Here is a 26,176-nt window from a genome sequence, read left to right as displayed (position 1 = left end):
ATATTTGCGAGTATATTCGCTCAAAAATTGAGAATTTCTGCCTTTTCATCACTCGCGATGTCTGCAGTAGTTTTTCTTGAACCGTCATTTACAACTGCTGTGATACCGGCATTGAACAATGTATAGGAAAAGGCGAAAGCGGTTTTTGCACAAGCGTGATCGAGGAGATATGCATATGAACCGTCTTCGCCGTTGCGCTGGTCAAGCGCGTTGTGAAGTGCGCGCGGAGCTGCATGAGCAAGCAATTCAAAATTAGACTTGCTCGAATCTTCGGCTACCAAAAGTGCGTCCGGGTATCCGAGGACTTCTGCTGCGCCGTCGTAAACGCCGGAAGGGAGTGCTTCTCCATCCCACTGCAATCCAAGGCTGGACATCGTCAGTGCAACGCAGAAATTGCCGCTGTAGTGGGGCATCACTTCACAAGGAGAAGATGTGATGACGACGGCGTCTGGATCTGCGTCTTGAAGCTCAGAGATGCGGAGGGTAGCGGCAGTGGGGTTGTGACCAGATGGATCGATAGAGGTGGGTGAAGGCTCTGAAATGAATCTGACTTCTGCTCCGCATATGAGCGCTGCGAGCGTCCATACGACTGTCTTCCAATGTGGTGGAAGATCGATTAAAACTTGACTACTAGGAACAACCTCACATTCTTCGGATAAGAAGTTAGCGATTTTAGCGACGTGGTTGGCAACCACTTTGGCTGAGAGCTCGATCCTTCCAAACGGCTCATACCATACGAGCGCTGGAGTGGTGCCAGAGGATACCAGTTTTGCATATATATCTTGAGGTGTTCGCATAGGAGTAATGCTCGCACAAATTATGTTTCGAAGCACTTGCGAATGGTTCAGATGTAGAGACATCGTACTTTTCAGTGTTGAATCTTTGCTGTGGAGGAGTACCGCTCAAACCAAGGAAAATAGTACTAGGTGAGCAGGGAAAATCGCTTCGATTTTTGTGCAATTATCATAAACGCTGGACGATAATCCAACTCAATAATGAAATAGTGCAGTTTGCCTTATCGTCTTGACTTTTGGTGTATAACACGCGTGTAATTTACATAGTAAAAGAAATCTCAGAAGGGGCGAATCTATGTTGCACGAAGCTTCCGACAGCCGTTTTACCGCGGCGCAATCGGCGGGCCTTGACGCACAAATTGCTCAGAGCCTCATGCAGGGGATTTTTAATCTCGGATACGGAACTACTGGTCAGGCAGATCTTTCTTGGATGGAAGATGCACTGTGTGCCCAAACCGATCCTGATATTTTTTATCCTGAAAAGGGAGGCTCCACTGCGCCGGCGACGTCGGTGTGTAATGGATGTTCAGTCCGCTCCGAGTGCTTAGAATATGCGGTAACGAACGATATTCGCCACGGTATCTGGGGTGGAACCTCAGATAATGACCGTAAGCGGATGTCTCGTGAACGCAAAGTCGCTCAAGGCGGAAGTCGATAGCTTTCGTGGCCGCAGAAAGTGCCAATAGCTCGCTCCTGCGCGAAAACGTTGTTGCAATCATTGTCTCTCGAGGAGATGATGACGATTATCTCTATCAAACTCTCAGTGCAGTAATCGAACAAACGTGGGAACCTCAGCATATTGTGTTGGTTCGGCCATCATCCATCATTCATTCTCGCTCGGACTTAGCGGAGCTTGTAAAGGAATCGGGCGTTACAACTGTTCTAGCAAAAGACGCGCACAATTTCGGTGATAATATCACTCAGGCATTGGCTGAAATCGATATGCACCACACCAAAGATTCATCTGCCCGCACGTGGCTTTGGCTCTTGCATGCCGACTCTGCCCCTAATGTGGATGCGCTGGATATTTTGCTCCGAAAAGGTGAAACATCTAATCGGATCGGCGCGCTTGGACCCAAACAAATATCTTGGGACTCAGAATTCGACGGCACCAGAACTTTGCTTGAAGTTGGTATTCGTGCAACTCGCAGTGCACGCCGAGTTCCTGAAATCGATCCGAATGAGCGTGACCAAGGTCAGCACGACTCTCGCGAAGACGTACTTGGTATCGGTACCGCTGGAATGCTACTTCGAGCTGATCTTTACTTTCAGCTCGGTGGTTTTAACCCCGATCTAGGACCATTTGGTGATGGTCTGGAGTTTTCGCGTCGCGTGCGTTCTGCCGGATATCGCGTGGTAGTTGTGCCAAGCGCGCAAATTCGACACGCTCGACTTTCGCTCGGGCACTTCCCACAAGAAGGTGACAATCTGGCGCCTAGTTTTGGGGATCGTCGTCGTGCGCAACTATACAATAGCTTGTTGACAATGGCACCAGGACTATTCGTCTTTGCTTGGCTGGGCTACATTCTAGGTGCAATCCCTCGTTCATTGATTCGCTTGGTGTGGCGCGACACGGGCCGAGCTAAAGGCGAGCTTAAAGCCGGGTGGTTAACCGCGCTGTCAATTGGAGCTGTGCTACGAGGACGGCAAGCAATCGATAAAGCAGGCGGTACGCCTAAAGGAATTAGTCAGCTTGAGGATTCTGCGTCAACGATCCGCGCCGTAAAGCGTGAAACCAAGAAATCGCGCGAAGAGGCACTTAAACTTTTTGCTCGGCCAGATCCGCTTACCTTGAAGGCCCAAGAAGACCTTCGCCTCCACACTCGAAAAGGCCTGGTAGCAGCTTTCGTTACGGCGTTATTATTTTCTTTACTTTTCAATATCCCGTATCTATCTCAGGGGATCCTGGCAGGCGGAGGAATCCTTCCCGATCAATCAACCGCCAGTGATATCTGGGATGCCGCGCGCCACTCATGGCTTGCTACCGGTGATGGCTATGCAGCACCCATTGATTCGCTTTGGTTGATGTATCTGCCGTTCTTATTCCTAGGCTCACCTTTCGGTATTACGCTAGGTCAGCTTCTTACGGTTACGCTTTACGCTACATATCCAATCGCCGCTATCGGAGCTTATTTAGCTGCTGGTCGTTTCACCAAGACTTGGCTCGTTCGCTACATAGCGGCTTTGCTATGGATCGTTGCTCCCTCCCTGCTAGAAGGCCATGTCACGGGGCAAATTAGCGTCGTCATTGTTCACACTCTGCTTCCATTTGTACTCTGGGCACTGGTCGGAGCGCGTTCACGTAAACCCGGATATATGGGACTAGCTGCTTTGTTAAGCGCTGCTCTGTGTGCGGCATCGCCGGTAATGATCCTTCCCGTGCTGATAGTCATGGTTGTGGGTTTGCTAACTGAAAAACGCTTACTGTGGCTATGGCTCCCAGTCCCCGCGCTCGTTGCCCTTCTTCCGCTTTTCCGCGTCGTCTCCAGTAATGCTTCTTACTGGCTTGCAGCACTCTTCAGCACACCAAACTTACCTTATGCTGAGTCAATCCAGACTCGGGATGTGCTAGGTGGATTCATCACCCGTGACTTTTCGGGAAGCTCATGGGATAAGCTACTTTTCGGTGCGCTCCTAGTTATTTTAGTAGTTGCGGTCCTAGCACTTCTTCGCAATCGCCACTGGGGAACGATCCGCGTGGCTTGGGCAACCATCGTGGTTGGAATCGGTTTAGCATTTATCGCAATCCGTATTCCGATCTCTCAAGCAAACACGCCGAATGGAATCGTTTCTGTCAATGCTTGGCCAGGAACTGCGATGTCTCTTGCTTGGTTGGGAATATTTGTTGCCATTGTTGCCGGTTCCCACAGCCTCAAGACCACTTTGAGACAGCGCTCATTTGGTCTGTCTCAAATATTTGGTTTTATCTCTATGCTGGGAATTCCACTTGCCATTATCGCCATTGCAGGGCAGTGGACTCATCTTCAAATGACAGCATCTGATCCTGTCCTTCGCTCCGCCTCAGAGCAAGTTGTTCCAGCCCTCGCTCAGAATAATCGCGTATCAGACGAGCGCTCGCGGGTTCTCGCCTTGAGCCCTGAACCCACTGGTCTCCACGCAGAAATCTGGCGCTCTGAAGGTCTCCAAATGCACGAGATACCTATCGCTCGTGGTATCTCGGGAATCGGTGGGAAGCCCGATCCAATTTTTCGTCACACCGCATCGTCCGAAGGACCAGATCTTGATGATGCCGCCACGATAGACCTCTCCCAGATTGTTGCGAATATGACGTCGGGTTCGAAGACTGTCTCTACTCAACTCGCAGAACATGCTGTGTCGGTTGTGTTGGTACCACCAGCATCCTCCTCCCACACCATTCAAAGCGAACGAACGAAGCTTATTTCCTACCTCAACGCAGTCCCCGGTCTTGAGCGCGTTACGGAAAACGAAACTGGTGAATTCTGGCGCGTAGCTAATACCGACGACGCAAAGGTTAGCTCTGCTGCGGTGAAACTGATTTCGAATGACGACGGTTCAGTTAAGAAAGTTCCGGCCCGCCCCTATGGTGCCCAAACCAATATTGCAGTGGAGAAACCGAGCACGCTTGTTATCGCTGAACGTGCGTCTTCAGGGTGGAAAGCTGAGGTTGACGGCGTCGCGCTCAAGACCAAGGATCACGATTGGGCACAGGCGTGGAGCGTTCCAGCCGGAACAACCGGCGAACTACGGATTTACCACGATGATCCGTGGTCAACAGTTATCCTTATTGCTCAAATCGTGATTGCATTGATTGGATTCGTAACTGCCTTACCATTGCGCCCGGACCGAGGGAGTGCCGAGTGAAACTTAAATCATTGCTCACCGGTGTGGTTGTGCTGGCAAGCGGCGCTGGCCTAGCTTTCTACGCCACTCAAGCATCGGACGTCGAATATTCGGTGGTTAAGCCACAACTGGTGGCACCCGAAGGTGGCACCCAAGCATTGGCATGCTCAGATGGCTTGCATCGCCTCGTCGAAGGTGGAACCCCAATCGAGAACGTTGACCAGCAGATTTCTGGATGGGCGGGAATACTCTACGTTCCAAGTACGCCGAACGAAACGGCGCCAAAGCTTGCGTGGACCCCCTTTAATCAGCGCGATATCGGCTTCGAAAACGGTGTTATCAAGCCTGCTCACGTACCTGGAAATGCGCTGGGTACCCCGACGTTGGACGGATCTGTGCTATTGGAACGCAACGGGGAGGGCATCGGTAACCTGATGGGCACCTCGATGCATCGTGCATATGCAGGTGACTTGCGTGGTCTGGCATCAAATCCTTGCCAATGGAGCGATAACTCAACTTGGCTAGTTGGTTCCAACGGTACAGTAGGAACCTCGAATAGGTTAACGGTTACTAACCCTGGTGTTCATCCGATCCAAGTAAACATTGACGCATTCACATCGGTTGGAAAGGCCGAATTGGGTGCGAATAAGTACATAAATATTGCTCCTAAGAGCTCAAAGAGCTTAGCACTTGACGGAATTGTTCCAAGCGACCCTCGAATTGCTCTGCATCTGAGTGCTGATTCGGGTACTTTCACTGCCTCACTTCAGACTTCGCAACTCGAAGGATATAAACCAAAGGGTGTTGATTTCATCAAACCCGGTGTATCTGGACGCAAGGTTCTTGTAAATGGCCTTCATTTGCCGGCCGGTAAAAACGGGCCAGATCCCGTTATTGAAGCGCAGGTGTCTAACCAATCTGAGCTCGTTGATCCGCATTATAAAGCCTCGTTACGAATTGCAAATGCGGAGAATTCGATCCGTACTGTGTCCATCAAAGTGATGAACCATGATGGCGAATTATCACCGCTACCCGGTGGAGAAAACATCACCATAGCACCATCGGCAGTCCTCGATCTTAATCTCGATGGACTCAAACCAGGTGACTACTCGGTCGTCGTCGACGCCGATGGTGAGGTTTCCGCAGGCGCTCTAGTTACGTCCAATACAGATAGCGGAGAGTCTGACGGCGAGTGGCTGGCTGCTAGACCTGCCTTCAATAACGGCGGTGCGGCAATCGGAAATATGCAGGGGCGATTAATTATTACTGCGTCTGCGGATACCACCGCCACCTGGACAGCTTTCAAAGAAGACGGCTCAAAGATCGAATCTCACGATGTTTCAGTACACGGTATTCAAGGCATTGATTTGCCAGGTGGAACGGCGTACGTAACGCTCGCTGCCGGTGATTCGGTCTATGCTTCTGTTGCTGCTCAGATTGATATTAGCGGGGTTGCTGGTATTGACTGGATTCCCCTGACGTCGAACACCTTCGATTCAAGCTCCGTACGTATTTCAACCCGGAATTAGTTTCCCGAACAAGGTGTTTTAGCAAGTTGACCGTTGCCACTTTGGTAGAGATCGCAACGATCTTGATGGTGAAGTGCGCACGTTAGTTTAAGAGATAATCGATATCGTCGGGATTCTCGCCTAGAGCGGTGGCGATATGGTTTGTTACTACCTGATGAATGAAGAGTCTTGGGTGAGGTTCACGCTTGGCAGCCTCGAGAATCGGCATTCGATAAAAGAGGATCCGAGCGTGGATTTTGGCAGGTCGCTCGAACGGTAAAATTCTCCCGAGTGGTACGCCATCTTCCCAAGGTGCTGGATCTGTTTGAGGAACATCAAGGACTGCAAAATCGTATTTTTCAAGGCGTTTACCCAAATGACGATGGTACGTTCCTAGATCCCAAGCGATGACGTCGTCGAAAATATCTGCGCGAGTACGCCACGCTGGTACCGATGCCGGTATCACTGGTCCGCGAAAACCGCGACCGTGACGGTCACGTTGTTTACCCCGACGGCGAGGGAGAGATTTTCTTTGCCCATCCACAAAACCCATCCTAGCCAAAGAAAGGGACACGGTTGGTATTGCTTCGGTAAATAAACGCGAAGATGTATGAGGGCACACAGTGTAATTGCTACGTTCCATGCTAGGAAGATGCTAAGTTACGAGTTATGAGCCATATCCGTCATTGTTCCCGCACTAACTGCAAACAACCTGCAGTTGCGACGATGACGTATAGCTATCGCGACGCAACCACCGTGGTAGGGCCACTTGCACCGGTACCGTTGCCTGGATCATTCGACCTATGTGCGGATCATGCGCTTTCGGTGACTGTCCCAGTCGGCTGGCAGCTGGTCCGCCTAGTTACTGAGTTTGAACCGGTGGCTCCATCGACCGATGATCTCACTGCTTTAGCAGAGGCGATTAGAGAAGCGTCAAAAAAAGATGTTCCACCTCCAAAGCCGGCTCGTCGAGAAGTCTACCGGCCCGCTATGGACGTGAACCGCGCACCTCGACCACGACCAAAATTCTCCGTGGTTGAAGGTGGAAAAATGGATGATCAGGAGTGGCCCAAACATGACGATCGGCAGTCTGCGACGCCTGATTTGAGTGCAGTTCCTGAACCAGACGGCGATTTATCCTAGTGAAACGCTTGGGTGAATTAGCTGTTTTTGACTGAAAACGGAATTTTCGTAATTGATTCGGCTAAACGTGCCTGGCGCTCACGAACCTTTGCACCACGCTCAAATTCCACCTGATGACGGATAAGAACGAAGGCAGAAATGAAATCCTCGGGATCAGTGCCCCACGGAGGTGGAGGAGCAACGTAGTTCTCGGTGGCTGCGGCAAGAACCATAGCTTGATCCTTCCTGGCTTGTGGTTCCATCTTCTTTGCCGCATGAAAATGGTTTGAAATGTTGAGTAAAAGCCCACTGGGTGCTTCGCGCGTTTGAACCACATCGGCCCAGGTAGCTAGGTTGGGAGCGAGTGTAAACTTGTAGTCGGTTTTACGTCCCTTGGGCCAGCGAACCACATATGTACCAGCATTGAGATCACCCAATCGCTGTGCTCGATTGTTAAATAGCATCACAAAGAACGCGATGGCGTAACACGTAAGCCATCCTTCAATGATGGCTACAGCTGATCTAATGAATGCTTGCCTAATTGTTAACGTTCCTCCATCGAGTCGTACAATTCGCGTGCTCGTCAATATACGACCGAGCGAAAGCCCACGTGATAGACCAGTAACCAGAGCGGGGATAATCCACAGCCATAACACCAAGGTAAGAACATTGAGAGTATTGACCGTTGCGCCAGAGAAATTACCGGAGTAAATGCTCAACTGATATTCGGTATAGATTAAGGGAATCAAATATACAGTTGCGTCGATCACCGCAGACGATAGCCGGGTGACTACGGTTGCTGAGGGCATCTCAAGTGCGACGGCCTCTCCAGTAATGATTTCTTCACCGAAGTAACCCTGGTTACGCAAAAGGTCAGAGCTGCTGTTATTCCTAGGCATATGTACAGTTTATCGGTATTTCTAAAGAAAATGACAAGGGTATGAGCAGATTTTTTGGTATATCGGGCAAAATAAATAAACGTTTCCTAGGTTTGTATGGCAAAGTTAAAGAGTGGACTCATTAGCATTTGCCAAAACGCACGAAGAATCATGGGACCGCTTAGATAAGCTGTCTAGACGCAGAGTTCTCAGTGGTGCGGAAAGTGATGAATTTGCCCAGCTTTATCAAAAAACGGCGGGTGATTTAGCAGTCCTTCGTTCGCAAGCACCTGACCCGGACTTGGTATTGAATCTTTCTGCGATTCTTGGACGCGCGAGGTCGCGGCTGACCGGTTCGACTTTTTCACCTCTCAATACGATCGTTAAGCTCTTCACCGTGACTTTGCCGCTTGCCTTTTATCGAATTAGGTGGTGGTCTGCTGCGGTTTCACTAGCCTGTATTGCATTATTTGCTGCAGTACTTGTTTCTTTCGTGCTTCATCCTGAAATGCTGACTAATGCGGGTTCGGAGGAACAACTCAAGGATTACGCGAATCGAGCTTTTCAGTCCTACTACGTTGAATATGACAATTCCGATTTCGCAGCTATGGTTTGGACTAATAATGCGTGGATTGCCCTGCAATGCGTAGCAGGCGGAATAACGGGTATTTATCCGCTCATTGTACTTTTTCAAAACTCCGTAGGCATTGGTCAAGCAGGAGGAATTCTTTACCACTATGGATCAATTAGTGAGTTTTTCCAACTCATTTTGCCGCATGGGCAATTAGAGCTGTGCGCAATCTTTATTGCTGGGGCCGCAGGACTGAAAATTTTCTGGGCATGGGTAAGCCCTGGTCGTCAACCTCGCAGGGATTCGCTGGCCACAGAAGGACGGCAAACTATGATGGTTGGTTTCGGATTAATTATCGTGCTCTTTATTTCAGGATTGGTTGAAGGCTTTGTAACACCTTCGGCATTACTTCCGTGGCCCTTAAAGATAGCCATTGGCACTGTAGTTTTGCTTATGTTCTGGGCATGGGTAATTGCCTATGGACGCCGTGCAGTCAAGCGGGGATTTAGTGCAGATCAATCGGCGCAAGAAATCGGTTGGACTGTAACCTACAACTGACTCGGAGCAGGGATAGTAGGCATTGCACGTGAAAGGCCACGCTCAAAACAATTAGAGCTGACCACGAGCTTTTAAGTCGATATAGCGATCTGCAATGCGCGGTGCAAGGGTGGATTCCGATCCCGTCACCACTACGGCTCCAAGTCTCTTGATTTCTTGAAGAATTGCCGCTGTTTCAAGCCGCGAACGAGCAATACTAGCTTCGGTGAAAATCGTATTTTGATCGCTGCGCTGGGCATCGTCGCTCGTCAGTGTTCCAACTAGTACTCGGTGCCTGCGTGAAAGCTGTGGCAATACGTCGACCAAGCCATCGGAGACGGTACCAAGACCAGCACAGGTAAGAATAACCACCAACGCTGACTGCTGAGTGAGGGAATCAATGGTTTGTTGCCCAACGAGCCAATCAGTTGCACTCAGCGTTGGTTCAACATCAGCGAGAGATTCAGCAAGGTGATTAATAATATTTGCTGATCCCTTAGATTTCACTCTGCCGTGTACTTCACTATCCAAGGCAAAGAGACTTACTTGATCGCCAGCCTTTGTGGCGAGAGCTGCGAGTAGCAATGAACTTTCGATGAATGAATCAAATGCTGGGAATTCCCCAATACGCATGGCACCAGCTCGACCACTATCAAGCACAATAACAATTTTGCGGTCGCGTTCTGGTCGCCATGTTCTCACCACGGTGTGGCCTAGACGTGCGGTAGATCGCCAGTCAATAGCGCGAACGTCGTCGCCCGCAACATATTCACGTAAGGAATCGAATTCGGTTCCCTGACCACGGACTAGAAGCAACGCGCGTCCTTCCAGTTCTCGCAGGCGAACGAGGCGAGATGGAAGATGCTTGCGGGAATGAAAAGGTGGAAGAACACGAAGATCCCAAGGGCTTGTGAATTCCTTTTGTCGCCCAGCTAGAGTCATTGGTCCGAAGGTACGAATCGTCACGTGCTCGGATTTGAGTGTGCCTCGCCGATATGGGGTGAACGTGGCGCTCGCGGTGGTTTGAGCCAGTGGACTCAGGTCAAAACTATGAACTTGGGGGTCTAGACCCGCTGAAGCTGGCCAAGCGTTCCTGAGCTCACCGCGTAAATGACTATGGGAGGCATTTGTAAGGATAAGCGTCTCGGTACTGGTTTCACTGTTTCGGACAGATTGGTCGGCTTGCCGTTCAACCATGAGAGATCGTGGAGTAGGTGCAAATGCTATGTCAAGAAGGCATAGCGCTACCAAGCTTCCATGAAATAGGAACAACACAAAAAGGCTGTTCGACAACAGTGCTACGACGATACCAGCAAGCGAAAGAATGACGGCGTTTTGACGAATAAACATCAGCGCGGAACCGGAACCGAGTTAAGGATTGATGAAATTACCTGGTGGGCGGTCAGACCGTCCAATTCGGCATCGGCATGGAGAGAAATGCGGTGAGCTAGTGCAGAAATTGCAAGAGCCTTGACGTCGTCAGGAGTGACGAACATTCGCCCGTTAAGCCAAGCCCAAGCTCGTGAAACATGAAGAAGTGCGGTTGCTCCTCGCGGTGAAACTCCAAGGTTAATTGCAGGCGATTCGCGAGTAGCTCGTACTAAATCAACGATGTAATCGATAATCGCTGGATGAGTTTCAACGTGGCGGATTTCGCTACGTGCAGCGATCACGTCTTCCTCACCAGCAACAGCTTTAATTCCAGCAGATTCGATGCGGGCAGGGTCAAAATTGTGGGCGTGGCGGTTGAGCATTTCCACCTCTACTTCACGAGGTGGAAGTGGAAGCTCAACCTTAAGCAGGAATCGATCCAACTGTGCTTCTGGTAGAGAGTAGGTGCCCTCGTATTCCACCGGGTTTTGCGTGGCGACGACGGTGAACGGCGTCGGAAGCGTACGCGGCTCACCATCAACGGTGACTTGGTGCTCGGCCATAGCCTCAAGCAATGCAGCCTGGGTTTTAGGCGGCGTACGGTTGATTTCGTCAGCGAGTAAGATATTCGTGAATACCGGTCCAGGCCTGAATACAAATTCTCCACTTGCGCTGGAGTAAATCAATGAGCCGGTTAGATCACCTGGCATAAGGTCAGGAGTGAACTGGATACGTTTGTGATCAAGCGCTAGACCTGCAGAAAGAGCTTTAACCAAGAGTGTTTTCGCAGTTCCAGGAACACCCTCAAGCAAAACATGACCTTCGGATAATAAGGCGATGAGGATCGCTGAAACAGCGTCGTCTTGCCCTACAACTGCTTTGCCAATCTCGGCTCGAAGATTAATGAATTTTTGAACAAGAGCTTGATTTGGAGTGGATACTGGCCTTGATGACTGCTCAGGAGTTGCGTTTGTCATGTGAAATTTCCTTAATTAGTTCATTGAGGTCTTCACCAAGTCGGTGCAAGTCTCGTTCGGAACGGATTTGTCTGTCATATAGGATGTTGGAAATACTGGTGGCTTCTTGGTTAGTGGCTGCGACGAACGCCAAAACGACGTCTTGACGCGTGGAATAACGATGTAAGCCGAGGCGCGATGCAAAACGCTGAATTGCGTCTGCTCGCAGAACTGATGCGGCATGCGGGTAGTCCTTGCCACGGGTATAGAGCCGAGCTCGACCGAGTTGAGTCTCGCCAGCGGGCACGATGACTGGCATCGACTCTGGAACAAGGCTGCCAAAACGTCGCATTCTGAACACTGCTAGCCACAATCCGCTCACAAGAACAGCGATACTTCCGGTGTAAAGCCACGGTGGCATAGTCACAGCAAGTTCTTTGTTTTCGATGATTTCTGTGCTGGTGAAATCTTGAAGCCAGAAGAGTTTTGGCTTTGCTCCCAGTATATGGAGTGCAAATGCAGCGTTTCCACGCTTATCGAGGTACTTGTTACTCAGAGTCTGGGGAGCACCGAAAAAAGAAATATTCGGGTTGCTCGATGCTGTTGCCCACACTGATTGAGTACCCAAGACGAAACAGGAGTTTTGCTCCGAGCTTGAAATAGTAGTGCTGGTGGGCCCGATTTCTTCAGCTACCTTGGCGGCTGGAAGATCACAATCTGCGATCACGCTACGCGATGGTCGTGCACTTACCGAGCCAGAAAATCCCCAGCGATCAGCGTCCATAAATTCTTCTGTGCCAAGAATAAGAATCCGGGCATCGGCATCTACCAAGGAGGCGATGTCGTCGTCACTCACCATGGATGGATTAGTGACCAAAATGGTGGACTCGTCATCTACATCCTTGAGTTCTTTCGAAGAAGTGACATGCTGGACTTTCACCCCTTGATCCTTGAGCAATGTTGCAAGCGCCGCAGAGCCTTTGTCGGAGGTGGAATTTGGCGATAGCGGATTATTATCTTGCAAGGGCGTAAAGAACAGATTCGCCACCAGGGCCGCCAACAGAGCTAGTACCAAAACTAGTACTAGTATGGCGCGCGATTTCTTCTCCTTGTGGGGAAGGAAAGTGACACTACGGGTGTTAAGGATACGCTGATCACTCATTTGTTGATCAGCTCCGATACTTCGTTGCGCGTTTTGTGCATAGGCATTGCCTTAACTATTTCCATAACGCGATAGGAAAGTGCCACAGCTTCATTTGTTGCAACGTAGTCAGCATAGTAAACCTTGTTGAACCACTGAGCATTTTCAAAAAGTAACTCGTGGTGGGAGATCGCGGAGCTAGCATCCCGCGCAGCTTCCGTGGCGGTCATGCCAGGTCTAATAGCTAGATACTTCTTTTCGTCCAAGTGCCTGATAACGCCCCGGAAGCGTTCGACGACGGCGAGGTTGACGTCGCGTCGTTGCAGTGCGGCGTCGGCATCGGCGAAAAGCTGAGCCGAGGTACGTGAATCGTTGAACAACGAATGTTTAGCGGCTTCGGCTATCGAAACGTTCTTGGCTTTAACGCGAGCCCGACGTATATAACGAACGATTAGGTATCCGAGGACTACTAACAGTGCGAAGATCAAAACCAAGAGGATGATATCCGCGACTTTGAGCTGCGAAGTTCCATCCGAAAATGTGCGTTTGAAAAGGTCACCCAACCATGAGATGAAACGCTGGACGAGAGATTCAGCATTGCGGTATTTCGCTTTTGCCAATTCCTCTTCGGCTAACTGCCGTGCCGTATCGGCGTCAGGTATGGATGGCACATCCAAAATCATCGGCCGGTTGCCTCCATAAGTAGCTGCTGGTGGAAGTTCTCGCGACGGAATCTCATGTTTATGTAAACCATATTAGTTAATGCGGTGGTAAATGGGACGATGAGGGCAGATCCGATCAGCATGGAAAGGCTGAAGGAAATCAAGGTGGCGATTTGGGCTCCGGAAGATCCCGTGGAAGCGGTAATACCTCCAACGATTGCGAAGATAATCATGAAGATGATTCCTACGGCTATCCCGAAGAAAATCGTCAGGACGATCAGACCAAGAATATGGAAGAACGATCCACGGGTCAGATTCCATGAACGCTTAATTGCCTCGATTGGACCTGCGCCTTCGATAACGACAGCTGTTGGAGCAAGCATGACGCGAATCGAGAATGCCAAGAATAGCAGCATGAGTAGGAAGAACAAAAGGAAAATTAACGCAATAGTGCCGCCGGAAACGTCGTCGGGTCCACTTGGTGCTGTAGCTGCAATAATGCTTACCACAATCAAACCGACAACAAAGAATGCCGCAAAGTAGACCAGTCCAAGAAGGATGGTGGTTGCGATGAGTTTAAAGAAATTGTTCCAGAATTTATAAGCAACCAGTTTGAAGGTTTCGGAAAGCGGAAGTTTCTTACCTCGGACCGAGGCGAGAGTTACGCGAGCTCCAGCGATGGTAATGATCGATGTCTGTAACAGTGAAAAGAACGCCAAGATGAGTGTAGTCATGAAAGCGTAGGAGCCAACAAGTTCGATGGATGCTTCTGCGGAAAAAGACGTTGGGTCTTGTAAGGAGGAAAGGAAAGTTGATTCGCCGAAGATTGCAATGAATCCGCTAGAAACCACGGAGAAGATCAGACCAACGATTACGGGGAAAGCAATGAAAGCCACTGGGTTAAATTTGATCAAACGTAGAACCGCATCGAGTGTTTCGCCAACGCCGAGGGGATGGAGTGGAATTACCGTACGCCAGCCGGAGGAGAATTGGGTAGCGCGAGGATCTGCAACTCCGTATTGCCCCTTTTGTTCGTAGCCGTATGCTGCCGGTTGACTGTAGTCTTCCGGTTGCCTGTAAGTATCCGCTTGCGGAGAACCATACTGATTGTTTGGAACATATTGGTTATTAGAAGAGCCCTGAGCGTTGGTGGCATATTGCCCCTGACCATACTGGTTGTACTGGTTCCTTTGGGGAATTTGATCGCTTTGACCAAAACCAGCGTTGGTCGGACCGCTGTTGCTAAAAGGGGATTGCGGTTGGGAGGATTGAGAATCGGACGAGGACTGCGGCGCCCATGGCTGCTTTGGTGGTTCTGAAGAGTGCTCGTCGTGAGTGTGGTCTTCCACTGTAATCTCCTTCAAGTTTTGGCTTGTCACGTTTATTTTAACCTACTGTGAGCTCAGGTGTTCCACTGTTTAGAGGAGAAAAATGGCGAAATTGTGGTCCAAGCGATAGAAAGATAAGCGATGAGTGCATGATTTTAATTCGCAAAACATGAGAATATAGAGGTATGAACGCGCGTATCCTTGTTGTTGACGATGACCCAGGCATCTCCGAAATGGTTGCTATCCTTCTTGAATCTGAAGGATATGACGTAACCGTGTGTGCCAACGGACTAAATGTCTTGCCACTTTTTAGGGCGGAACGGCCAGAGCTGGTCTTGCTCGATGTTATGCTCCCAGGATTAGACGGAGTGTCAGTATGTCGTCAGCTTCGCGAGGAATCCGATGTGCCGATCATTATGATGAGTGCCAAAACGGACTCTGTTGATGTGATTGCAGGGCTTGAGGCCGGTGCGGATGATTATGTTACGAAACCATTCGACAACTCGATTCTCCTTGCTCGGGTGAAAGCTCGCTTGCGCCGTCAAGAACCTGAATCTGAAGTGATTCACGTAGCGGATCTCTCTATTGACCTCACCGCGCACGAAGTGAAGCGCGGAGAAGAAGTATTACACCTGACACCGCTGGAATTCGAGCTTCTAACGGTTCTTGCGCGTAAGCCTTTCCAAGTTTTCTCGCGTGATGAGCTGTTGGAAATTGTTTGGGGATACCGCCACTCAGCAGATACTCGCTTGGTGAACGTTCATATTCAACGTCTTCGCGCAAAGGTTGAGAAAGATCCTGAAAACCCTGAAGTCGTTTTAACGGTTCGTGGGGTGGGATACCGGGCTGGAGCTGGCCGCGAGTGACCCAAGAAATTATCGAGGGTAGCGAAAAAACTCAAAACATCGATCGAAAACAGCGTGTTTTTGAGCGGCTTTCGCATACGATCGATCAGATTCAAGCGATGTGGGCTTCCTCGCTCAGAGCGCGACTGATCGTATTTATCCTCGTGGGTGGAATCGTTGGTGTTGGTGTTACTTCAGTAGTTATTACAACTCAGATTCGCTCAGCAGTTTTTAATCAAGCTGCAGAGTCAAGTATAAAGCAGTTCAAAAGCGAAGCAGCTATCGCCCAAGAGCGCTTCTCGGCGGCGGCTTCACCAACGACGGGTCAGGCTCAACAAGTCGCAAACCAGCTGGTTTCCTCAATGTATGATCCGTCGCGTGGACTGATCGGTGCGGTGCTTCTGCGTACGGTTGATCAAACTCCGACTCCAGCACAGATCATTGAGCCTGCAACGGCTTCCGCAACGAAGGTTCGTCTCCTCGTTTCGAGGGAGATTCGAAGCGAGGTTAGTACAAGTCACCGTATAGCTTGGCAATCGGTTAAGATCCCGCGCGATAATGCTTTGGACTTACCTGGAATCGTGATCGGAACCTCGATCCAAATCCCTAACTCCGGTAGCTACGAATTCTATGCGGTTTATTCCTTGGAGAGCCAGCAGGAACTGCTTTCTACCACGAACAAAGTGCTGGCGATCGCTGCGATCGCGATGCTTACTTTGATCTTGTTCTTTACGGTGCTTGTTTTGCGTATGCTTCTACGCCCGATTCAAGAAGTCTCCAAGAATGCTCAACAGTTGGCGGAAGGTGAATTTGATACTCGAATGAAAGTAAAGGGTACTGACGAATTTGCCGGTCTCGCCCTTTCCTTCAATCAGATGGCTTCATCGCTCGAAACCCAGTTCAAACGCCTCGAGCGAATGTCTGAGCTTCAAACAAACTTTGTTTCCGCCGTCTCTCACGAACTACGTTCACCGGTGACGACGATCCGTATGGCTGGTCAGCTCATTTACGATAAGCGCGAAGAACTATCGACTTCTTTGAAACGAAGCGCTGAGTTGCAGCACGCTCAGCTCATCAATCTCGATTCCATGCTCACCGATCTTTTGGAAATCTCACGGTACGATGCTGGTGCCATGACGTTGGCTACTGAACCAACGGATCTTCGCGACGTCGTCAATCACGTCATTGATATTGCTCAACCGCTCGCTCACGATAACGGTGTGGAAGTTATCTTCACGGCTGATGGAGATACGACGGCGGAAATCGAGGGACGTCGAGTGGAACGTATCGTCCGAAACCTCGTCGTTAATGCTCTCGAGCACGCAGAAGGTGCTCCTGTTTTCGTGCATGTCCAAGGAGGGGAGTCCGCGGTTGCTGTGTCGGTCGTTGACCATGGGGTTGGACTGACCGACGAACAAGCAGAACACGTATTTGATCGTTTCTGGCGTGCCGACTCTTCTCGTGTTCGTAAAACAGGTGGTACTGGTCTTGGCTTGACGATTGCGCGCGAGGACGCACTTTTGCACGGTGGCCTGCTCGAAGCTGTGGGGGCGCTCGGCGTCGGCTCGATGTTCTTGATGACGCTTCCTAAAGCGCCTGGTGAAACCTTTGTGAAACCAATTGAATTACATGCTCCGCAACCACTGCAGCTTCCTCCTGAAATAAACCTTGACCTCGGAGTTGATGATTCGCTTCCCGCGCCTGAAGTATTAGCTGTAGAAAATGAGCTGACTGAGTTTGAGGAGGACAACAGCGAAGATGAATCGTAAATTCCGCACGGTTTTGTGTTCGGCTTTATTCTTGCTTGCTGCGTGCTCAGGAAGTTTGCCTACAACAGGAGCTGTACATGTAGTAGAAGACGACGTACGTCCCGACGGAGGCATCGTGCTCAACCCGAAGGGTCCGTCTGCCGATTCTTCACCGGAAGAGCTGGTAGAAGGCTTTATGCGAGCGTCGTCAGTGGGTAATTCAGATGACTTTGTGGTGGCGCGTCAATATCTGACTCCTGAGGCAGCTGCGCGTTGGAACCCGACTGCTTCTGTGCGTGTTTTCCCAGATAGTGAATCCCGAAAGTTCTCGCGAACACCAACGGAAGCTGTCCGTGTTTCTGTTAAAGCACTAGGGTCGCTCGACGCCGAAGGCCGCTATGCTGCGTCACCAGTGGATTCGATTATTTCCAACGAGTTCACTTTAATGCTCAATAGCGAAGGTCAATGGCGAATTGCTGTTCTCGACGACGGTATCTCGATGCCTCAATCCCTTTTTGTTTCGTTGTACGTCAAGGCCCCTCTTTACTTTCTCAATTTAAGTAACACTTCATTGGTTGCCGATATTCGTTGGTATCCACGTCAAGAGGTGATTGCTCAGTTGGCCAAGGGACTTGTTAAGGGTCCATCTCCGTGGCTTAACCCAGCTGTCCATAGTGCGATCCCACTCGATCTTGCGGTAGAAAACGTGGCCGTTTCGGTGGAGGATTCGGTAGCAAAAATCGACCTTTCGTCGTCGGTGGCATCTCTTTCGGAAGGGCAGCGCGCACTTATCGAGACGCAATTCTTCCGAACCTTGACCTCAACCGGTCTGGTGCAGCAAGTTGAACTTACGTCGGGCGGAGCAAAGCTTGCGGCGGGTTCGCGTCTAGAACTTCCGGCTTACCCGTATGCAACGGCACCACTCGCGGCTTTGGTAGATGGAGTGCCTGCGCAGATTGTGGATGGTAAACCCAAACTGCTAAGTCAATCCGACGCCTTGAAATCAATGGGTCTTAGCGATTTAGCAGTTAGCTACTCCGATCAAGTTCAACAGGCTGTCGCGTTATCTAATAGTGGTACGCAGCTGCAGAGTCTCGATTTTGTGAACAATAGATTTACGCAGATTACATCTGGTAAGAAGCTAATCCCACCGAGCTATGATTCATATTCATGGGTGTGGACTGGAGAAAGTGATTCTGCGGGCGACTTCGGCGTCTACAACACCACGACTGGTGCCAATACCAAGATGCATTTACCTGAAGTGGCAAATTCGCATATTCGATCAGTTAGGGTTTCGCGTGAGGGATCGCGCATGATCGTCGTCTATGACCGTGAGGGTGCCACGTTAGCTTGTGCTGTATCTATTGTGCGTGATGGCTCAGGTACCCCAATTAGCTTGGGAGATTCCATCCCAATAGTTCAGAGGCTTAAAGATATCGTTGACGTTGCGTGGATTAGTGAATCTAAGTTTGCACTGATTGCAAAGGGAGTGGATCAGTCTACCCACGGACTCTACATTGCTGAAGTTGGTGGCCCATCAACTCACGTCACTGCGATCGATGGAGCGACGGAACTTACCGGTGGACGTGGCCGTGATTCGATCGTTCTTTTGGATCAAAAAGGCACCCTCTACGAGTACCTCAGCGGTGTATGGCGAGTATTCGCACAAGGTTATAAGTCACCAGCTCTTCCCGGGTGATTCTGCATTTTTCGTGCCTCAATTTTCCTTGGTGGGTTTCTATAACAGTTTTGGCAGACTGTGCTTGTCCACGATAAAAGAAAGCGGTTACCTTTACCACGGATTTTTTGGGACGGGAGAAGTTTTCTTTCGAACTCTGCATACTTTCAACAGTGGAAATGCTCGAATCATTGTTAGGAATGCATAGAAAAGTTCTCGGGGAGGTACTTGACTTACTCTACCCGCGCGCCTGCGTCTCATGTGGGCAATGGGATTCTGATCTGTGCGAACACTGTATAGAATCTTTTGTTCCTTTTTGGTGCCGAGCAGACCACCACACGCAGGTGCTACAACATATCGAAGGTTCAGGGCGTGGTGATTATTCTCTGTTTCCGATTTATTCTCCTTGTGAATACAGTGGTGTAGTTGCTGAGACGATTGTTACCTGGAAAAACACACAGTCAGCAGGGCTGTCGCGGGTAATGAGGTCCGTATGGCGAATCCAACTTAAGATGCTGTTCGAGGAAGTAAGGATATGTGAGGCGTTTCCAGCGCTTAATTCTGCTGTTCCCATAATTATCGTGCCAATCGCATCACGATGGAAGCGTTTACATGAAGGGAGATTCATTGTGGGGGAGTTAAGCGAAGTACTTGGAGAAGAAACCCAGATCGAGGTGAGAAATCTTCTTAGAAAGAAAAATATCCTTCAGCCAGAAGGCGTAACTTCCGTCGCCGAGTTATTTCGAAGTTTTGGAAAGTCATGGAACGGGAAACAAGGGCGGAGACTGCCGTTTGTGCGAGTAGTCCCGGGGAGCGAAGGATTAGAGAAACGAAAGGCGAAGAGAAATTCGATCTATTGCGTCGCTGATTTGCGTGGAGTCGACGTAATTTTGGTCGACGACGTCGTGACCACGGGTGCCACTTTCGATGCTGCTTTTCGCGCAGTGCGGAAGTCAGGTGGAAGGGTGATAGGGGGATTTGCGCTAGCAATGGCAAAAGATCCACGAATTTCGCTGGTGGCATAAGTCACATGTCAGCAAAAAATCAGGTATAGTTGAGGTACTCAAAGTTAATACACCGAAGTCGTGAACAGGCAGGATATATTCCAGCTTGAGGCTGGTGCAGATCCGATGTGGTTTGCACTCTGAGGTCTAGAGGGTTTAGGGGGTGATGCTCGATTCATCGCTCACCTATGTGGTGAGTTTTCCCTTATTCCGCGGGAGTTTCCCGCACCTAGATAGGCCAATCAGGAGGTCGTCGTGGAATTTGTAGTTAAAGGTCGAAACACTGAGGTTTCAGACAAGTTCCGTGCTCATGTTCAAGAAAAGCTGGCAAAGATTGAGCTATTCGCACCGCGTGCGCAGCGCGTTGATGTAGAAGTTACCCACGAATCTAACCCGGCTCAGGCCGAAATTTCTGAGAAGATCGAAATTACGGTTCGAGATAAAGGTCCAGTAGTTAGAGCTGAAGCTGCTGCTTCAGATCGCTATGGAGCACTTGATCTTGCTACACAGAAACTCGTTGAGCAGTTACGACGCGCACATGAGCGCCAAAAGAGCCACCACAAGGGAGGCAAGTGGGAGCATGAACCCGAGCATCTAGATATTGAAGCTTTGTTACATAGTCTCAAGCAAGAAGGACAAGTTGAGACTGAGGAAAAGACGATTCCAACCGAACCGGGTAAGGCGGTAGAAACACAACTAGGGGATTCGCCGGTAACTCTTCGTCAGAAGCTATACGAAGCTGAACCAATGACGGTGGACCAAGCGCTCTATGAGATGGAGTTGGTCGGGCATCCGTTCTATCTCTTTATTGATTCTGAAACACTCCAACCATGTGCGGCATATCGTCGTCACGGATGGACCTATGGAATTATTCGTCTCGATGCAAAGACCTCCGACTTTGGAGAGTCCGTAGCTTCTTAAAATGCAATAAGAATCTAGCGTCAACAAACCGTTGTAGCACTTATTTGACGTAAATCGTCAACCGCATATGACGAAGAGTGGGTGACCAATTTTGACGAATTGGTCACCCACTCTTAACTAATCTATGGCGAAATTCGCGGAGCTAGTACGATTTACACAGACCATAATTCTAGGAAGAGGTTTTTGTGAGTAATCGTCCGCTACAAGTAGCCGTTATCGGAGCTGGTCCAGCAGGAATCTATGCTTCCGATATTTTGTCGAAGTCCGACGTCGATGTTCAGATTGATCTATATGAAAGACTCCCGGCACCATATGGGTTAGTTCGCTATGGAGTTGCTCCTGATCACCCGCGTATTAAGCAGATTATTAAGGCGTTGTACAACGTTTTGCAGCGTGGTGATATTCGACTCGTCGGTAATGTAGAAATCGGTAAAGACGTAACATTCGATGAACTCCATGAGCACTACGACGCAATTATTATCGCTACCGGCGCTGATCGCGATCGACCTTTTAATATCCCTGGTTCAGATTTGCCTGAAGTTTATGGTGCTGCAGATTTTGTTTCTTGGTATGACGGACATCCTGATTACCCGCGTACGTGGCCATTGAACGCTAAAGAGGTTGCGGTTATTGGAGTTGGAAACGTTGCCTTAGATGTTGCGCGTATTTTGGCGAAGCATCCAGATGACTTGATGAGCACTGAAATTCCACAAAATGTTGAAGAAGGCTTGCGTCAGTCACCAGTTACAGATGTTCACGTATTTGGCCGCCGAGGCCCTGCGCAGGTGAAGTTCTCTCCTATGGAATTGCGTGAGCTGGGTGAAGTGCCGGATGTAGACATTATTGTTTATGAAGAAGACTACGATTATGACGAGGCTTCGGAGAGTGCTGTTGCAGAATCGAAGATGACGCGCCAGGTAGTAAATATCTTGACTGACTACCTCTTTGATCAAGAAGAGGAGAAGACTGCTTCGCGTCGTATCCACCTGCATATGTTGCAAGAACCTGCGGAAGTGCTTGGTGCAGAACACGTCGAAGGTATTCGCATGGCTCGTAACGCCCTTAAAGGGGATGGCACTACCGCTCGGACGGGTGAGTTTATTGATTACCCGGTTCAAGCTGTCTATCGTGCGGTAGGCTATTTTTCCTCCCCGATCCCAGGAGCACCGTTCGACGACATTCGTGGAGTTGTTCCAAATGTAGGAGGCCGCGTCATTGATGAAACTGGCGTAGTGAACGGCATGTACGCCACCGGTTGGATTAAACGTGGCCCGGTTGGCCTTATCGGCTCAACTAAGTCTGATGCTCAAGAAACCATAGGGAATTTGGTAGCGGATTATGAAGCTGGTCTTCTCCATGCTACGACTGAAGATCTTGGCTGGGAGGCAACTCAAGCAGTTCTTGAAAGTCGAAATGTCCGCTACACAACTTGGCAGGGGTGGGAACTCCTAGAAGCCTATGAAAAGTCGCTTGGTGAACCAGCTGGGCGTGAGCGTATCAAGGTTGTTGAGCGTGAGACGATGACTGCTGTTTCGCGTGGTGAAGAACACGATGGGAAGCTTTATTGATTAGGTAAATTCATTTCCGTCAAGCCTGTTGATTATCGGTAACGGAAGCTGATATGGGTGGGGTGTGATGATAACTAATATCATCACACCCCACCCGTATCAGTAGCTGTCAACTAGCTAGTGAATTGATGAATTAACGGTAGTTGACGAACTGAAGAGCAACATCGAGTTTTGAGCTCTTGAGCAAAGAAATGACGTCTTGCAGGGCATCTCGAGACTTTGAAGAAACTCGTACTTCGTCGCCCTGGATTTGTGATTTAACGCCCTTTGGTCCCTCATCGCGGATGATCTTGGTGATCTTCTTGGCGTTCTCTTGGTCGATCCCTTCTTTAAGCGACCCAACAAGACGGTACTCCTTACCAGAGGCCTTAGGTTCGGCGTCGCCAACATCGACCTGCTTCAGTGAAAGTCCACGGCGAATCAGTTTCGATTGTAGGACGTCCCACACGGCAAGAACTCGCTCAGGGGAGTTAGCGATCATAGTGATACTCTCGCCAGAGAGTTCAACTGAGGCCCCGACGTTCTTGAAATCATAACGTTGGCTAATCTCTTTTGCTGCCTGGTTGACTGCGTTATCAACTTCTTGGCGGTCGAGTTTGGAAACAATATCGAATGATGAATCTGCCATTGAATGGCTCCCTTCCTTTTCGGTATGTATACAGCTTATAGGGTATTGAATCGAATCGTATATACACTCATAGTCAGAAATGTGACCAGCACTTCATGCCCAATAATGCTAATTGGTTTGACAGGATACCCACCCTAACTGCTAATCTTCTTTGACGTGCGAGGTTTAAAAAACTAAACACGATGGCGGGTTTGCAGAGTGGCCAAATGCAGGTGACTGTAAATCATCTCCTTCGGGTTCGGGGGTTCGAATCCCTCACCCGCCACCGAGATCGTTTATCGATCAGATCGGATAGATTTGGTGATCTTGTTCACCGTGTTTATCTGGTTATTAAGTTGGTAGATTACCTGAGAGATTTGGTAAGCTATCCAGCGTTGCCCCGATAGCTCAGTCGGCAGAGCGTCTCCATGGTAAGGAGAAGGTCAAGGGTTCGATTCCCTTTCGGGGCTCGATTCATTGTTTAAGTTATTAAATAATGAAGTGAGGCGGGGTAGCTCAGTTGGTCAGAGCGCACGACTCATAATCGTGAGGTCGCGGGTTCAAACCCCGCCCCCGCTACTATAGGCAATAGAAGCACCCGCTTCTCCAATCAAACCGAACGTGAGGAAACAACCGTGGCTAGCAAGTCTCAAGACGTTCGCCCTAAGATCACCCTCGCCTGCGAGGTTTGCAAGGAGCGAAACTACATCACCAAGAAGAACCGTCGTAACACGCCGGATCGTCTCGAACTGAACAAGTACTGCCCTCGTTGCAATAAGAACCAGGCGCATCGCGAGACCCGTTGATCGGTTCTCAGCTCTTAAGGTGAGCATCGCTCAAAACAGAGCATTAAAACCTCCGCATCGTCGGAGGTTTTCTTTTTTGCTAGCCGATCATTAAGGTTGAAGTATGACTTGTTCGATTCCAGAGCCATCAGAGCCAACCAGCACCCAAGCACCAGTCCTGTCTACTCGGCTGTCTCCCAATGCCACTCGGCTTTCTCAAATGACCACTATCGGAGTCGGGGGCAAAGTTCAGCAATTTGAAAATGTTTCTTCGGAAGAGGATTTCATCTCTGCTATTGAAACCTTTGACGAAGAATCACAAAAACTTTTGGTGCTCGGTGGCGGATCGAACATCCTTGCTTCGGACGCTGATTTCCTAGGAACGGTTATTCATGATGCACGATCCAACATCGAAACCATTGCCGAAGATTCTTGCGGCGGTGCTCAGATGCGCGTTTCGGCAGGAACCTCATGGGATGAAGTCGTCGTATACGCCATTGAACATGGCTGGATGGGCCTAGAAGCGCTCTCGGGTATTCCAGGTACCGTAGGGGCCGCCCCAGTGCAGAATATCGGTGCCTACGGTCAAGAAGTAGCAGCGTCAATTGCTTCCGTTCGTACGTTCGACCGTAAAACGAAAACAGTGCGCACTTTCTTTGCCTCTGATCTTAATTTCGGATACCGTTCTTCGATTCTTAAGGCTTCGATGGTTGAAGGACCGTGGGGTCCATCTCCACGCTGGATTGTGCTTGACGTGCTTTTCCACCTACGTAGAGCAACTCTCTCTGAACCGGTTCGCTATGCTCAACTTGCTAATACGCTTGATATAAATCCAGGCGAACGAGTCCCCTCGAGGGATGTTCGGGGTGCGGTTCTTAAGCTTCGAGGTGGAAAAGGTATGGTCCTCGACCTGCAAGATAGAGACACCTACTCACTCGGTTCATTCTTTACAAATCCAATTCTCAGCGAAGAGCAGGCTGAAAGTTTGCCGGAAGATGCTCCGCGATACGGAGTCTCTCAGTCTACGTCAGTGGATCAAATAGGAGCTGCCGCACCTCAAATAGCAGGGCAAATCAAGACCTCTGCTGCTTGGCTCATTGACCGTGCAGGTTTCAAACCAGGCTTTGGCCTGCCGGGAAATGCGGCTGTATCCACCAAACATTCACTTGCGTTAACAAATAGGGGAGGAGCAACATCGGAGGAAATCGTTCGCCTAGCGCAAACGATTCGTGATGGCGTTCTTGACCAATTTGGTGTCACGCTTGTACCTGAACCAGTGCTTGTAGGCGTAACTATCTAATTTCCTCGTCGGGATCTGGTTGGGCGATCCATGCGTTAACCTCCGCGTGCCAGCGAAACTTGTCGGTTGGCGAAGCGAGCGAAGCATCGATGGACGAGTGCGCTAACTGTGCAATTTCTTGATCGGTAAGACCGAGTTTTCGAGCGTTCTCGTACTGGTCAGTGAGTCTCGAGAGGAACAAGAGAGGATCGTCGGCGCCAAGAGCGATCTTCGCACCTGCTTGAATGAGGGTGCGAAGGGGAATATCTCCCAGCGAGTTGTAAACGCCTAGTTGAACGTTCGAAGCAGGGCAAACTTCCAGTGCAATACCGTGGTCTACAATATACTCGAGTAATCGAGGGTCTTCCGCAGATCGCACACCATGCCCGAGGCGGTGCGGTTTGAGCGCCGTGACGATGTCCCGAATATGCGACGGACCAAGTAATTCACCGCCATGAGGAACTGCAGCTAGACCGGCCTTTCGTGCAATCTCAAAAGCGCCTGCCCACTCAGGAGTGTTACCGCGTCTTTCATCGTTAGAAAGGCCAAATCCAACAACCTTCCCTGCTCCTTCGCCGGCATGCTGCGCTGCAAGACGAGCCAAGATCCGTGCGTCTAAAGGATGCTTTAATCGCGAGGCGGCGACGACGATTGCCACCTGTACGCCTGTATCTCGCGAGGCGTGGGTGGCTTCGTCCAAAACTATTTCGAGAGCGGGGGTTATTCCGCCAACGAAAGGTGCATACGACGTCGGATCAATCTGAATTTCGAGGCGACGCGAACCTTCGCGAGCTTCGTCTTCAGCGGCTTCATGTACGATGCGGCGCATAGCTTCTTCAGAGCGAACAACTTTTCGGGCAGCGTCGTAAGCACGTTGGAAACGAAACCAGCCACGTTGATCAGCGGGTACTTGCAACGCGGTATTGTCAGTGAGATTTTCAGGAAGGCGGATTCCCTGTTCCTGGGCCATATCTTTCAAAGTAGACACCCGCATCGAGCCGGTGAAGTGAAGATGAAGGTGAGCTTTAGGAAGAGCTTGGAGATCTCGCAT

General features: G+C 49.9%; 24 protein-coding genes and 3 tRNA genes. 16 read left to right on the top strand and 11 right to left on the bottom strand.

Translation table 11 applies throughout. The features are described from left to right. Positions 1 to 20: 20 nt before the first annotated feature. Positions 21 to 797 (bottom strand): TIGR03089 family protein, encoded by a 777-nt coding sequence (locus EIH22_RS01995; RefSeq protein ID WP_124054146.1) that lies wholly within the window; start codon positions 795 to 797, stop codon positions 21 to 23. A gap of 370 nt (positions 798 to 1,167) precedes the next feature. Here EIH22_RS01995 and EIH22_RS01990 point away from each other — a divergent pair, with 370 nt between their 5' ends. Genes EIH22_RS01990 through EIH22_RS01980 form a run of 3 tightly spaced genes read left to right on the top strand, consistent with a single transcriptional unit; the run spans position 1,168 to position 6,145 of the window. Next, entirely contained in the window at positions 1,168 to 1,452 is a 285-nt protein-coding gene (locus EIH22_RS01990; protein ID WP_124054683.1) for a WhiB family transcriptional regulator, read from the top strand. A gap of 5 nt (positions 1,453 to 1,457) precedes the next feature. After that, complete coding sequence (locus EIH22_RS01985) at positions 1,458 to 4,637, top strand: glycosyltransferase (RefSeq protein ID WP_160149001.1); 3,180 nt, start codon at positions 1,458 to 1,460, stop codon at positions 4,635 to 4,637. Then, positions 4,634 to 6,145 (top strand): DUF5719 family protein, encoded by a 1,512-nt coding sequence (locus EIH22_RS01980; protein ID WP_124054144.1) that lies wholly within the window; start codon positions 4,634 to 4,636, stop codon positions 6,143 to 6,145. Before EIH22_RS01985 ends, EIH22_RS01980 begins: the two co-directional genes overlap by 4 nt. A gap of 82 nt (positions 6,146 to 6,227) precedes the next feature. Here EIH22_RS01980 and EIH22_RS01975 read toward each other — a convergent pair whose 3' ends face one another. Beyond that, positions 6,228 to 6,767: a metallopeptidase family protein gene (locus tag EIH22_RS01975; protein ID WP_235001730.1), complete on the bottom strand. Its 540-nt coding sequence runs from the start codon at positions 6,765 to 6,767 to the stop codon at positions 6,228 to 6,230. Between the two features lie 26 nt (positions 6,768 to 6,793). On the opposite strand from EIH22_RS01975, the gene EIH22_RS01970 reads away from it, so the two are divergent. Further along, entirely contained in the window at positions 6,794 to 7,267 is a 474-nt protein-coding gene (locus tag EIH22_RS01970; protein ID WP_124054143.1) for a DUF3499 domain-containing protein, read from the top strand. Positions 7,268 to 7,284: 17 nt separating this feature from the next. On the opposite strand, the gene EIH22_RS01965 is transcribed toward EIH22_RS01970, so the two are convergent. Beyond that, positions 7,285 to 8,145 (bottom strand): RDD family protein, encoded by an 861-nt coding sequence (locus EIH22_RS01965; protein WP_124054142.1) that lies wholly within the window; start codon positions 8,143 to 8,145, stop codon positions 7,285 to 7,287. 112 nt (positions 8,146 to 8,257) lie between these two features. On the opposite strand from EIH22_RS01965, the gene EIH22_RS01960 reads away from it, so the two are divergent. Beyond that, positions 8,258 to 9,253, top strand: a complete 996-nt coding sequence (locus EIH22_RS01960) for a stage II sporulation protein M (RefSeq protein ID WP_124054141.1) — start codon at positions 8,258 to 8,260, stop codon at positions 9,251 to 9,253. Between the two features lie 51 nt (positions 9,254 to 9,304). Here the strand turns inward: EIH22_RS01960 and EIH22_RS01955 are convergent, their stop codons facing one another. Genes EIH22_RS01955 through EIH22_RS01935 form a run of 5 tightly spaced genes read right to left on the bottom strand, consistent with a single transcriptional unit; the run spans position 9,305 to position 14,711 of the window. Beyond that, positions 9,305 to 10,582, bottom strand: a complete 1,278-nt coding sequence (locus tag EIH22_RS01955; RefSeq protein WP_124054140.1) for a DUF58 domain-containing protein — start codon at positions 10,580 to 10,582, stop codon at positions 9,305 to 9,307. Then, positions 10,582 to 11,580 (bottom strand): AAA family ATPase, encoded by a 999-nt coding sequence (locus EIH22_RS01950; RefSeq protein WP_124054139.1) that lies wholly within the window; start codon positions 11,578 to 11,580, stop codon positions 10,582 to 10,584. Before EIH22_RS01950 ends, EIH22_RS01955 begins: the two co-directional genes overlap by 1 nt. Next, the gene (locus tag EIH22_RS01945; protein WP_124054138.1) at positions 11,561 to 12,721 is read right to left on the bottom strand and encodes a DUF4350 domain-containing protein; all 1,161 of its coding nucleotides are present in this window, start codon (positions 12,719 to 12,721) and stop codon (positions 11,561 to 11,563) included. Before EIH22_RS01945 ends, EIH22_RS01950 begins: the two co-directional genes overlap by 20 nt. Then, on the bottom strand, positions 12,718 to 13,383 hold the full coding sequence (locus tag EIH22_RS01940) for a DUF4129 domain-containing protein (RefSeq protein WP_124054137.1): 666 nt from the start codon (positions 13,381 to 13,383) through the stop codon (positions 12,718 to 12,720). Before EIH22_RS01940 ends, EIH22_RS01945 begins: the two co-directional genes overlap by 4 nt. Then, entirely contained in the window at positions 13,380 to 14,711 is a 1,332-nt protein-coding gene (locus EIH22_RS01935; RefSeq protein ID WP_124054136.1) for a glycerophosphoryl diester phosphodiesterase membrane domain-containing protein, read from the bottom strand. Before EIH22_RS01935 ends, EIH22_RS01940 begins: the two co-directional genes overlap by 4 nt. 164 nt (positions 14,712 to 14,875) lie before the next feature. Between EIH22_RS01935 and mtrA the strand changes: the two genes are divergently transcribed. The 3 genes from mtrA to EIH22_RS01920 are packed head-to-tail and all read left to right on the top strand — an operon-like array spanning position 14,876 to position 18,982. Then, positions 14,876 to 15,556 (top strand): MtrAB system response regulator MtrA, encoded by a 681-nt coding sequence (gene mtrA / locus EIH22_RS01930; protein WP_124054135.1) that lies wholly within the window; start codon positions 14,876 to 14,878, stop codon positions 15,554 to 15,556. Continuing rightward, positions 15,553 to 17,304 carry an MtrAB system histidine kinase MtrB gene (mtrB, locus tag EIH22_RS01925; RefSeq protein ID WP_124054134.1) on the top strand — a complete coding sequence of 584 codons (1,752 nt, stop codon included), beginning with the start codon at positions 15,553 to 15,555 and terminating at the stop codon, positions 17,302 to 17,304. Before mtrA ends, mtrB begins: the two co-directional genes overlap by 4 nt. After that, positions 17,294 to 18,982, top strand: a complete 1,689-nt coding sequence (locus tag EIH22_RS01920) for an LpqB family beta-propeller domain-containing protein (RefSeq protein ID WP_124054133.1) — start codon at positions 17,294 to 17,296, stop codon at positions 18,980 to 18,982. Before mtrB ends, EIH22_RS01920 begins: the two co-directional genes overlap by 11 nt. A 376-nt stretch (positions 18,983 to 19,358) precedes the next feature. Here EIH22_RS01920 and EIH22_RS08900 read toward each other — a convergent pair whose 3' ends face one another. Then, positions 19,359 to 19,589 (bottom strand): hypothetical protein, encoded by a 231-nt coding sequence (locus EIH22_RS08900; protein ID WP_160149000.1) that lies wholly within the window; start codon positions 19,587 to 19,589, stop codon positions 19,359 to 19,361. Between the two features lies 1 nt (position 19,590). Between EIH22_RS08900 and EIH22_RS08895 the strand changes: the two genes are divergently transcribed. The 3 genes from EIH22_RS08895 (at position 19,591) to EIH22_RS01905 (ending at position 22,454) form a co-directional block, all read left to right on the top strand. Next, positions 19,591 to 19,986 carry a phosphoribosyltransferase family protein gene (locus EIH22_RS08895; protein ID WP_160148999.1) on the top strand — a complete coding sequence of 132 codons (396 nt, stop codon included), beginning with the start codon at positions 19,591 to 19,593 and terminating at the stop codon, positions 19,984 to 19,986. A 234-nt stretch (positions 19,987 to 20,220) separates the two neighbouring features. Further along, on the top strand, positions 20,221 to 20,886 hold the full coding sequence (gene hpf / locus EIH22_RS01910) for a ribosome hibernation-promoting factor, HPF/YfiA family (protein ID WP_124054131.1): 666 nt from the start codon (positions 20,221 to 20,223) through the stop codon (positions 20,884 to 20,886). Between the two features lie 185 nt (positions 20,887 to 21,071). After that, positions 21,072 to 22,454 carry an FAD-dependent oxidoreductase gene (locus EIH22_RS01905; RefSeq protein ID WP_124054130.1) on the top strand — a complete coding sequence of 461 codons (1,383 nt, stop codon included), beginning with the start codon at positions 21,072 to 21,074 and terminating at the stop codon, positions 22,452 to 22,454. Between the two features lie 133 nt (positions 22,455 to 22,587). On the opposite strand, the gene EIH22_RS01900 is transcribed toward EIH22_RS01905, so the two are convergent. Next, positions 22,588 to 23,082 carry a YajQ family cyclic di-GMP-binding protein gene (locus tag EIH22_RS01900; RefSeq protein ID WP_124054129.1) on the bottom strand — a complete coding sequence of 165 codons (495 nt, stop codon included), beginning with the start codon at positions 23,080 to 23,082 and terminating at the stop codon, positions 22,588 to 22,590. 184 nt (positions 23,083 to 23,266) lie between these two features. On the opposite strand from EIH22_RS01900, the gene EIH22_RS01895 reads away from it, so the two are divergent. From EIH22_RS01895 to EIH22_RS01875, 5 genes are all read left to right on the top strand, one after another. After that, positions 23,267 to 23,347, top strand: a tRNA-Tyr gene (locus EIH22_RS01895). 111 nt (positions 23,348 to 23,458) lie between these two features. Then, positions 23,459 to 23,531: transfer RNA gene (locus EIH22_RS01890), tRNA-Thr, on the top strand. Between the two features lie 35 nt (positions 23,532 to 23,566). Beyond that, positions 23,567 to 23,640 (top strand) — tRNA-Met (locus EIH22_RS01885). Between the two features lie 56 nt (positions 23,641 to 23,696). Beyond that, positions 23,697 to 23,867, top strand: a complete 171-nt coding sequence (gene rpmG, locus EIH22_RS09120; protein ID WP_160148998.1) for a 50S ribosomal protein L33 — start codon at positions 23,697 to 23,699, stop codon at positions 23,865 to 23,867. Between the two features lie 103 nt (positions 23,868 to 23,970). Further along, positions 23,971 to 25,146, top strand: coding sequence for a UDP-N-acetylmuramate dehydrogenase (locus tag EIH22_RS01875; protein ID WP_124054127.1), 1,176 nt, complete (start codon positions 23,971 to 23,973; stop codon positions 25,144 to 25,146). On the opposite strand, the gene EIH22_RS01870 is transcribed toward EIH22_RS01875, so the two are convergent. Beyond that, entirely contained in the window at positions 25,139 to 26,176 is a 1,038-nt protein-coding gene (locus tag EIH22_RS01870) for an adenosine deaminase (protein WP_124054126.1), read from the bottom strand. The two genes, EIH22_RS01875 and EIH22_RS01870, sit on opposite strands and share 8 nt — an antisense overlap.

It is taken from the genome of Arcanobacterium ihumii (assembly GCF_900604515.1).
Lineage (GTDB): Bacteria > Actinomycetota > Actinomycetes > Actinomycetales > Actinomycetaceae > Arcanobacterium_A > Arcanobacterium_A ihumii.
The sequence above is the reverse complement of the archived record's forward strand: the minus strand, read 5'-3'. Positions and strand labels throughout refer to the sequence as shown.

Excerpts from the sequence above, each read along its gene's own strand:
- EIH22_RS01965 (WP_124054142.1), bottom strand. The coding sequence starts at position 8,145 with ATGCCTAGGAATAACAGCAGCTCTGACCTTTTGCGTAACCAGGGTTAC.
- EIH22_RS01950 (WP_124054139.1), bottom strand. The coding sequence starts at position 11,580 with ATGACAAACGCAACTCCTGAGCAGTCATCAAGGCCAGTATCCACTCCA.
- EIH22_RS01940 (WP_124054137.1), bottom strand. The coding sequence starts at position 13,383 with ATGATTTTGGATGTGCCATCCATACCTGACGCCGATACGGCACGGCAG.
- EIH22_RS08900 (WP_160149000.1), bottom strand. The coding sequence starts at position 19,589 with ATGAATCTCCCTTCATGTAAACGCTTCCATCGTGATGCGATTGGCACG.
- EIH22_RS01955 (WP_124054140.1), bottom strand. The coding sequence starts at position 10,582 with ATGTTTATTCGTCAAAACGCCGTCATTCTTTCGCTTGCTGGTATCGTC.
- EIH22_RS01990 (WP_124054683.1), top strand. The coding sequence starts at position 1,168 with ATGCAGGGGATTTTTAATCTCGGATACGGAACTACTGGTCAGGCAGAT.
- EIH22_RS01970 (WP_124054143.1), top strand. The coding sequence starts at position 6,794 with ATGAGCCATATCCGTCATTGTTCCCGCACTAACTGCAAACAACCTGCA.
- EIH22_RS01945 (WP_124054138.1), bottom strand. The coding sequence starts at position 12,721 with ATGAGTGATCAGCGTATCCTTAACACCCGTAGTGTCACTTTCCTTCCC.
- EIH22_RS01920 (WP_124054133.1), top strand. The coding sequence starts at position 17,294 with ATGAATCGTAAATTCCGCACGGTTTTGTGTTCGGCTTTATTCTTGCTT.
- EIH22_RS01870 (WP_124054126.1), bottom strand. The coding sequence starts at position 26,176 with ATGCGAGATCTCCAAGCTCTTCCTAAAGCTCACCTTCATCTTCACTTC.
- EIH22_RS01995 (WP_124054146.1), bottom strand. The coding sequence starts at position 797 with ATGCGAACACCTCAAGATATATATGCAAAACTGGTATCCTCTGGCACC.
- mtrA (WP_124054135.1), top strand. The coding sequence starts at position 14,876 with ATGAACGCGCGTATCCTTGTTGTTGACGATGACCCAGGCATCTCCGAA.
- EIH22_RS01975 (WP_235001730.1), bottom strand. The coding sequence starts at position 6,767 with ATGGAACGTAGCAATTACACTGTGTGCCCTCATACATCTTCGCGTTTA.
- EIH22_RS01900 (WP_124054129.1), bottom strand. The coding sequence starts at position 23,082 with ATGGCAGATTCATCATTCGATATTGTTTCCAAACTCGACCGCCAAGAA.
- EIH22_RS01875 (WP_124054127.1), top strand. The coding sequence starts at position 23,971 with ATGACTTGTTCGATTCCAGAGCCATCAGAGCCAACCAGCACCCAAGCA.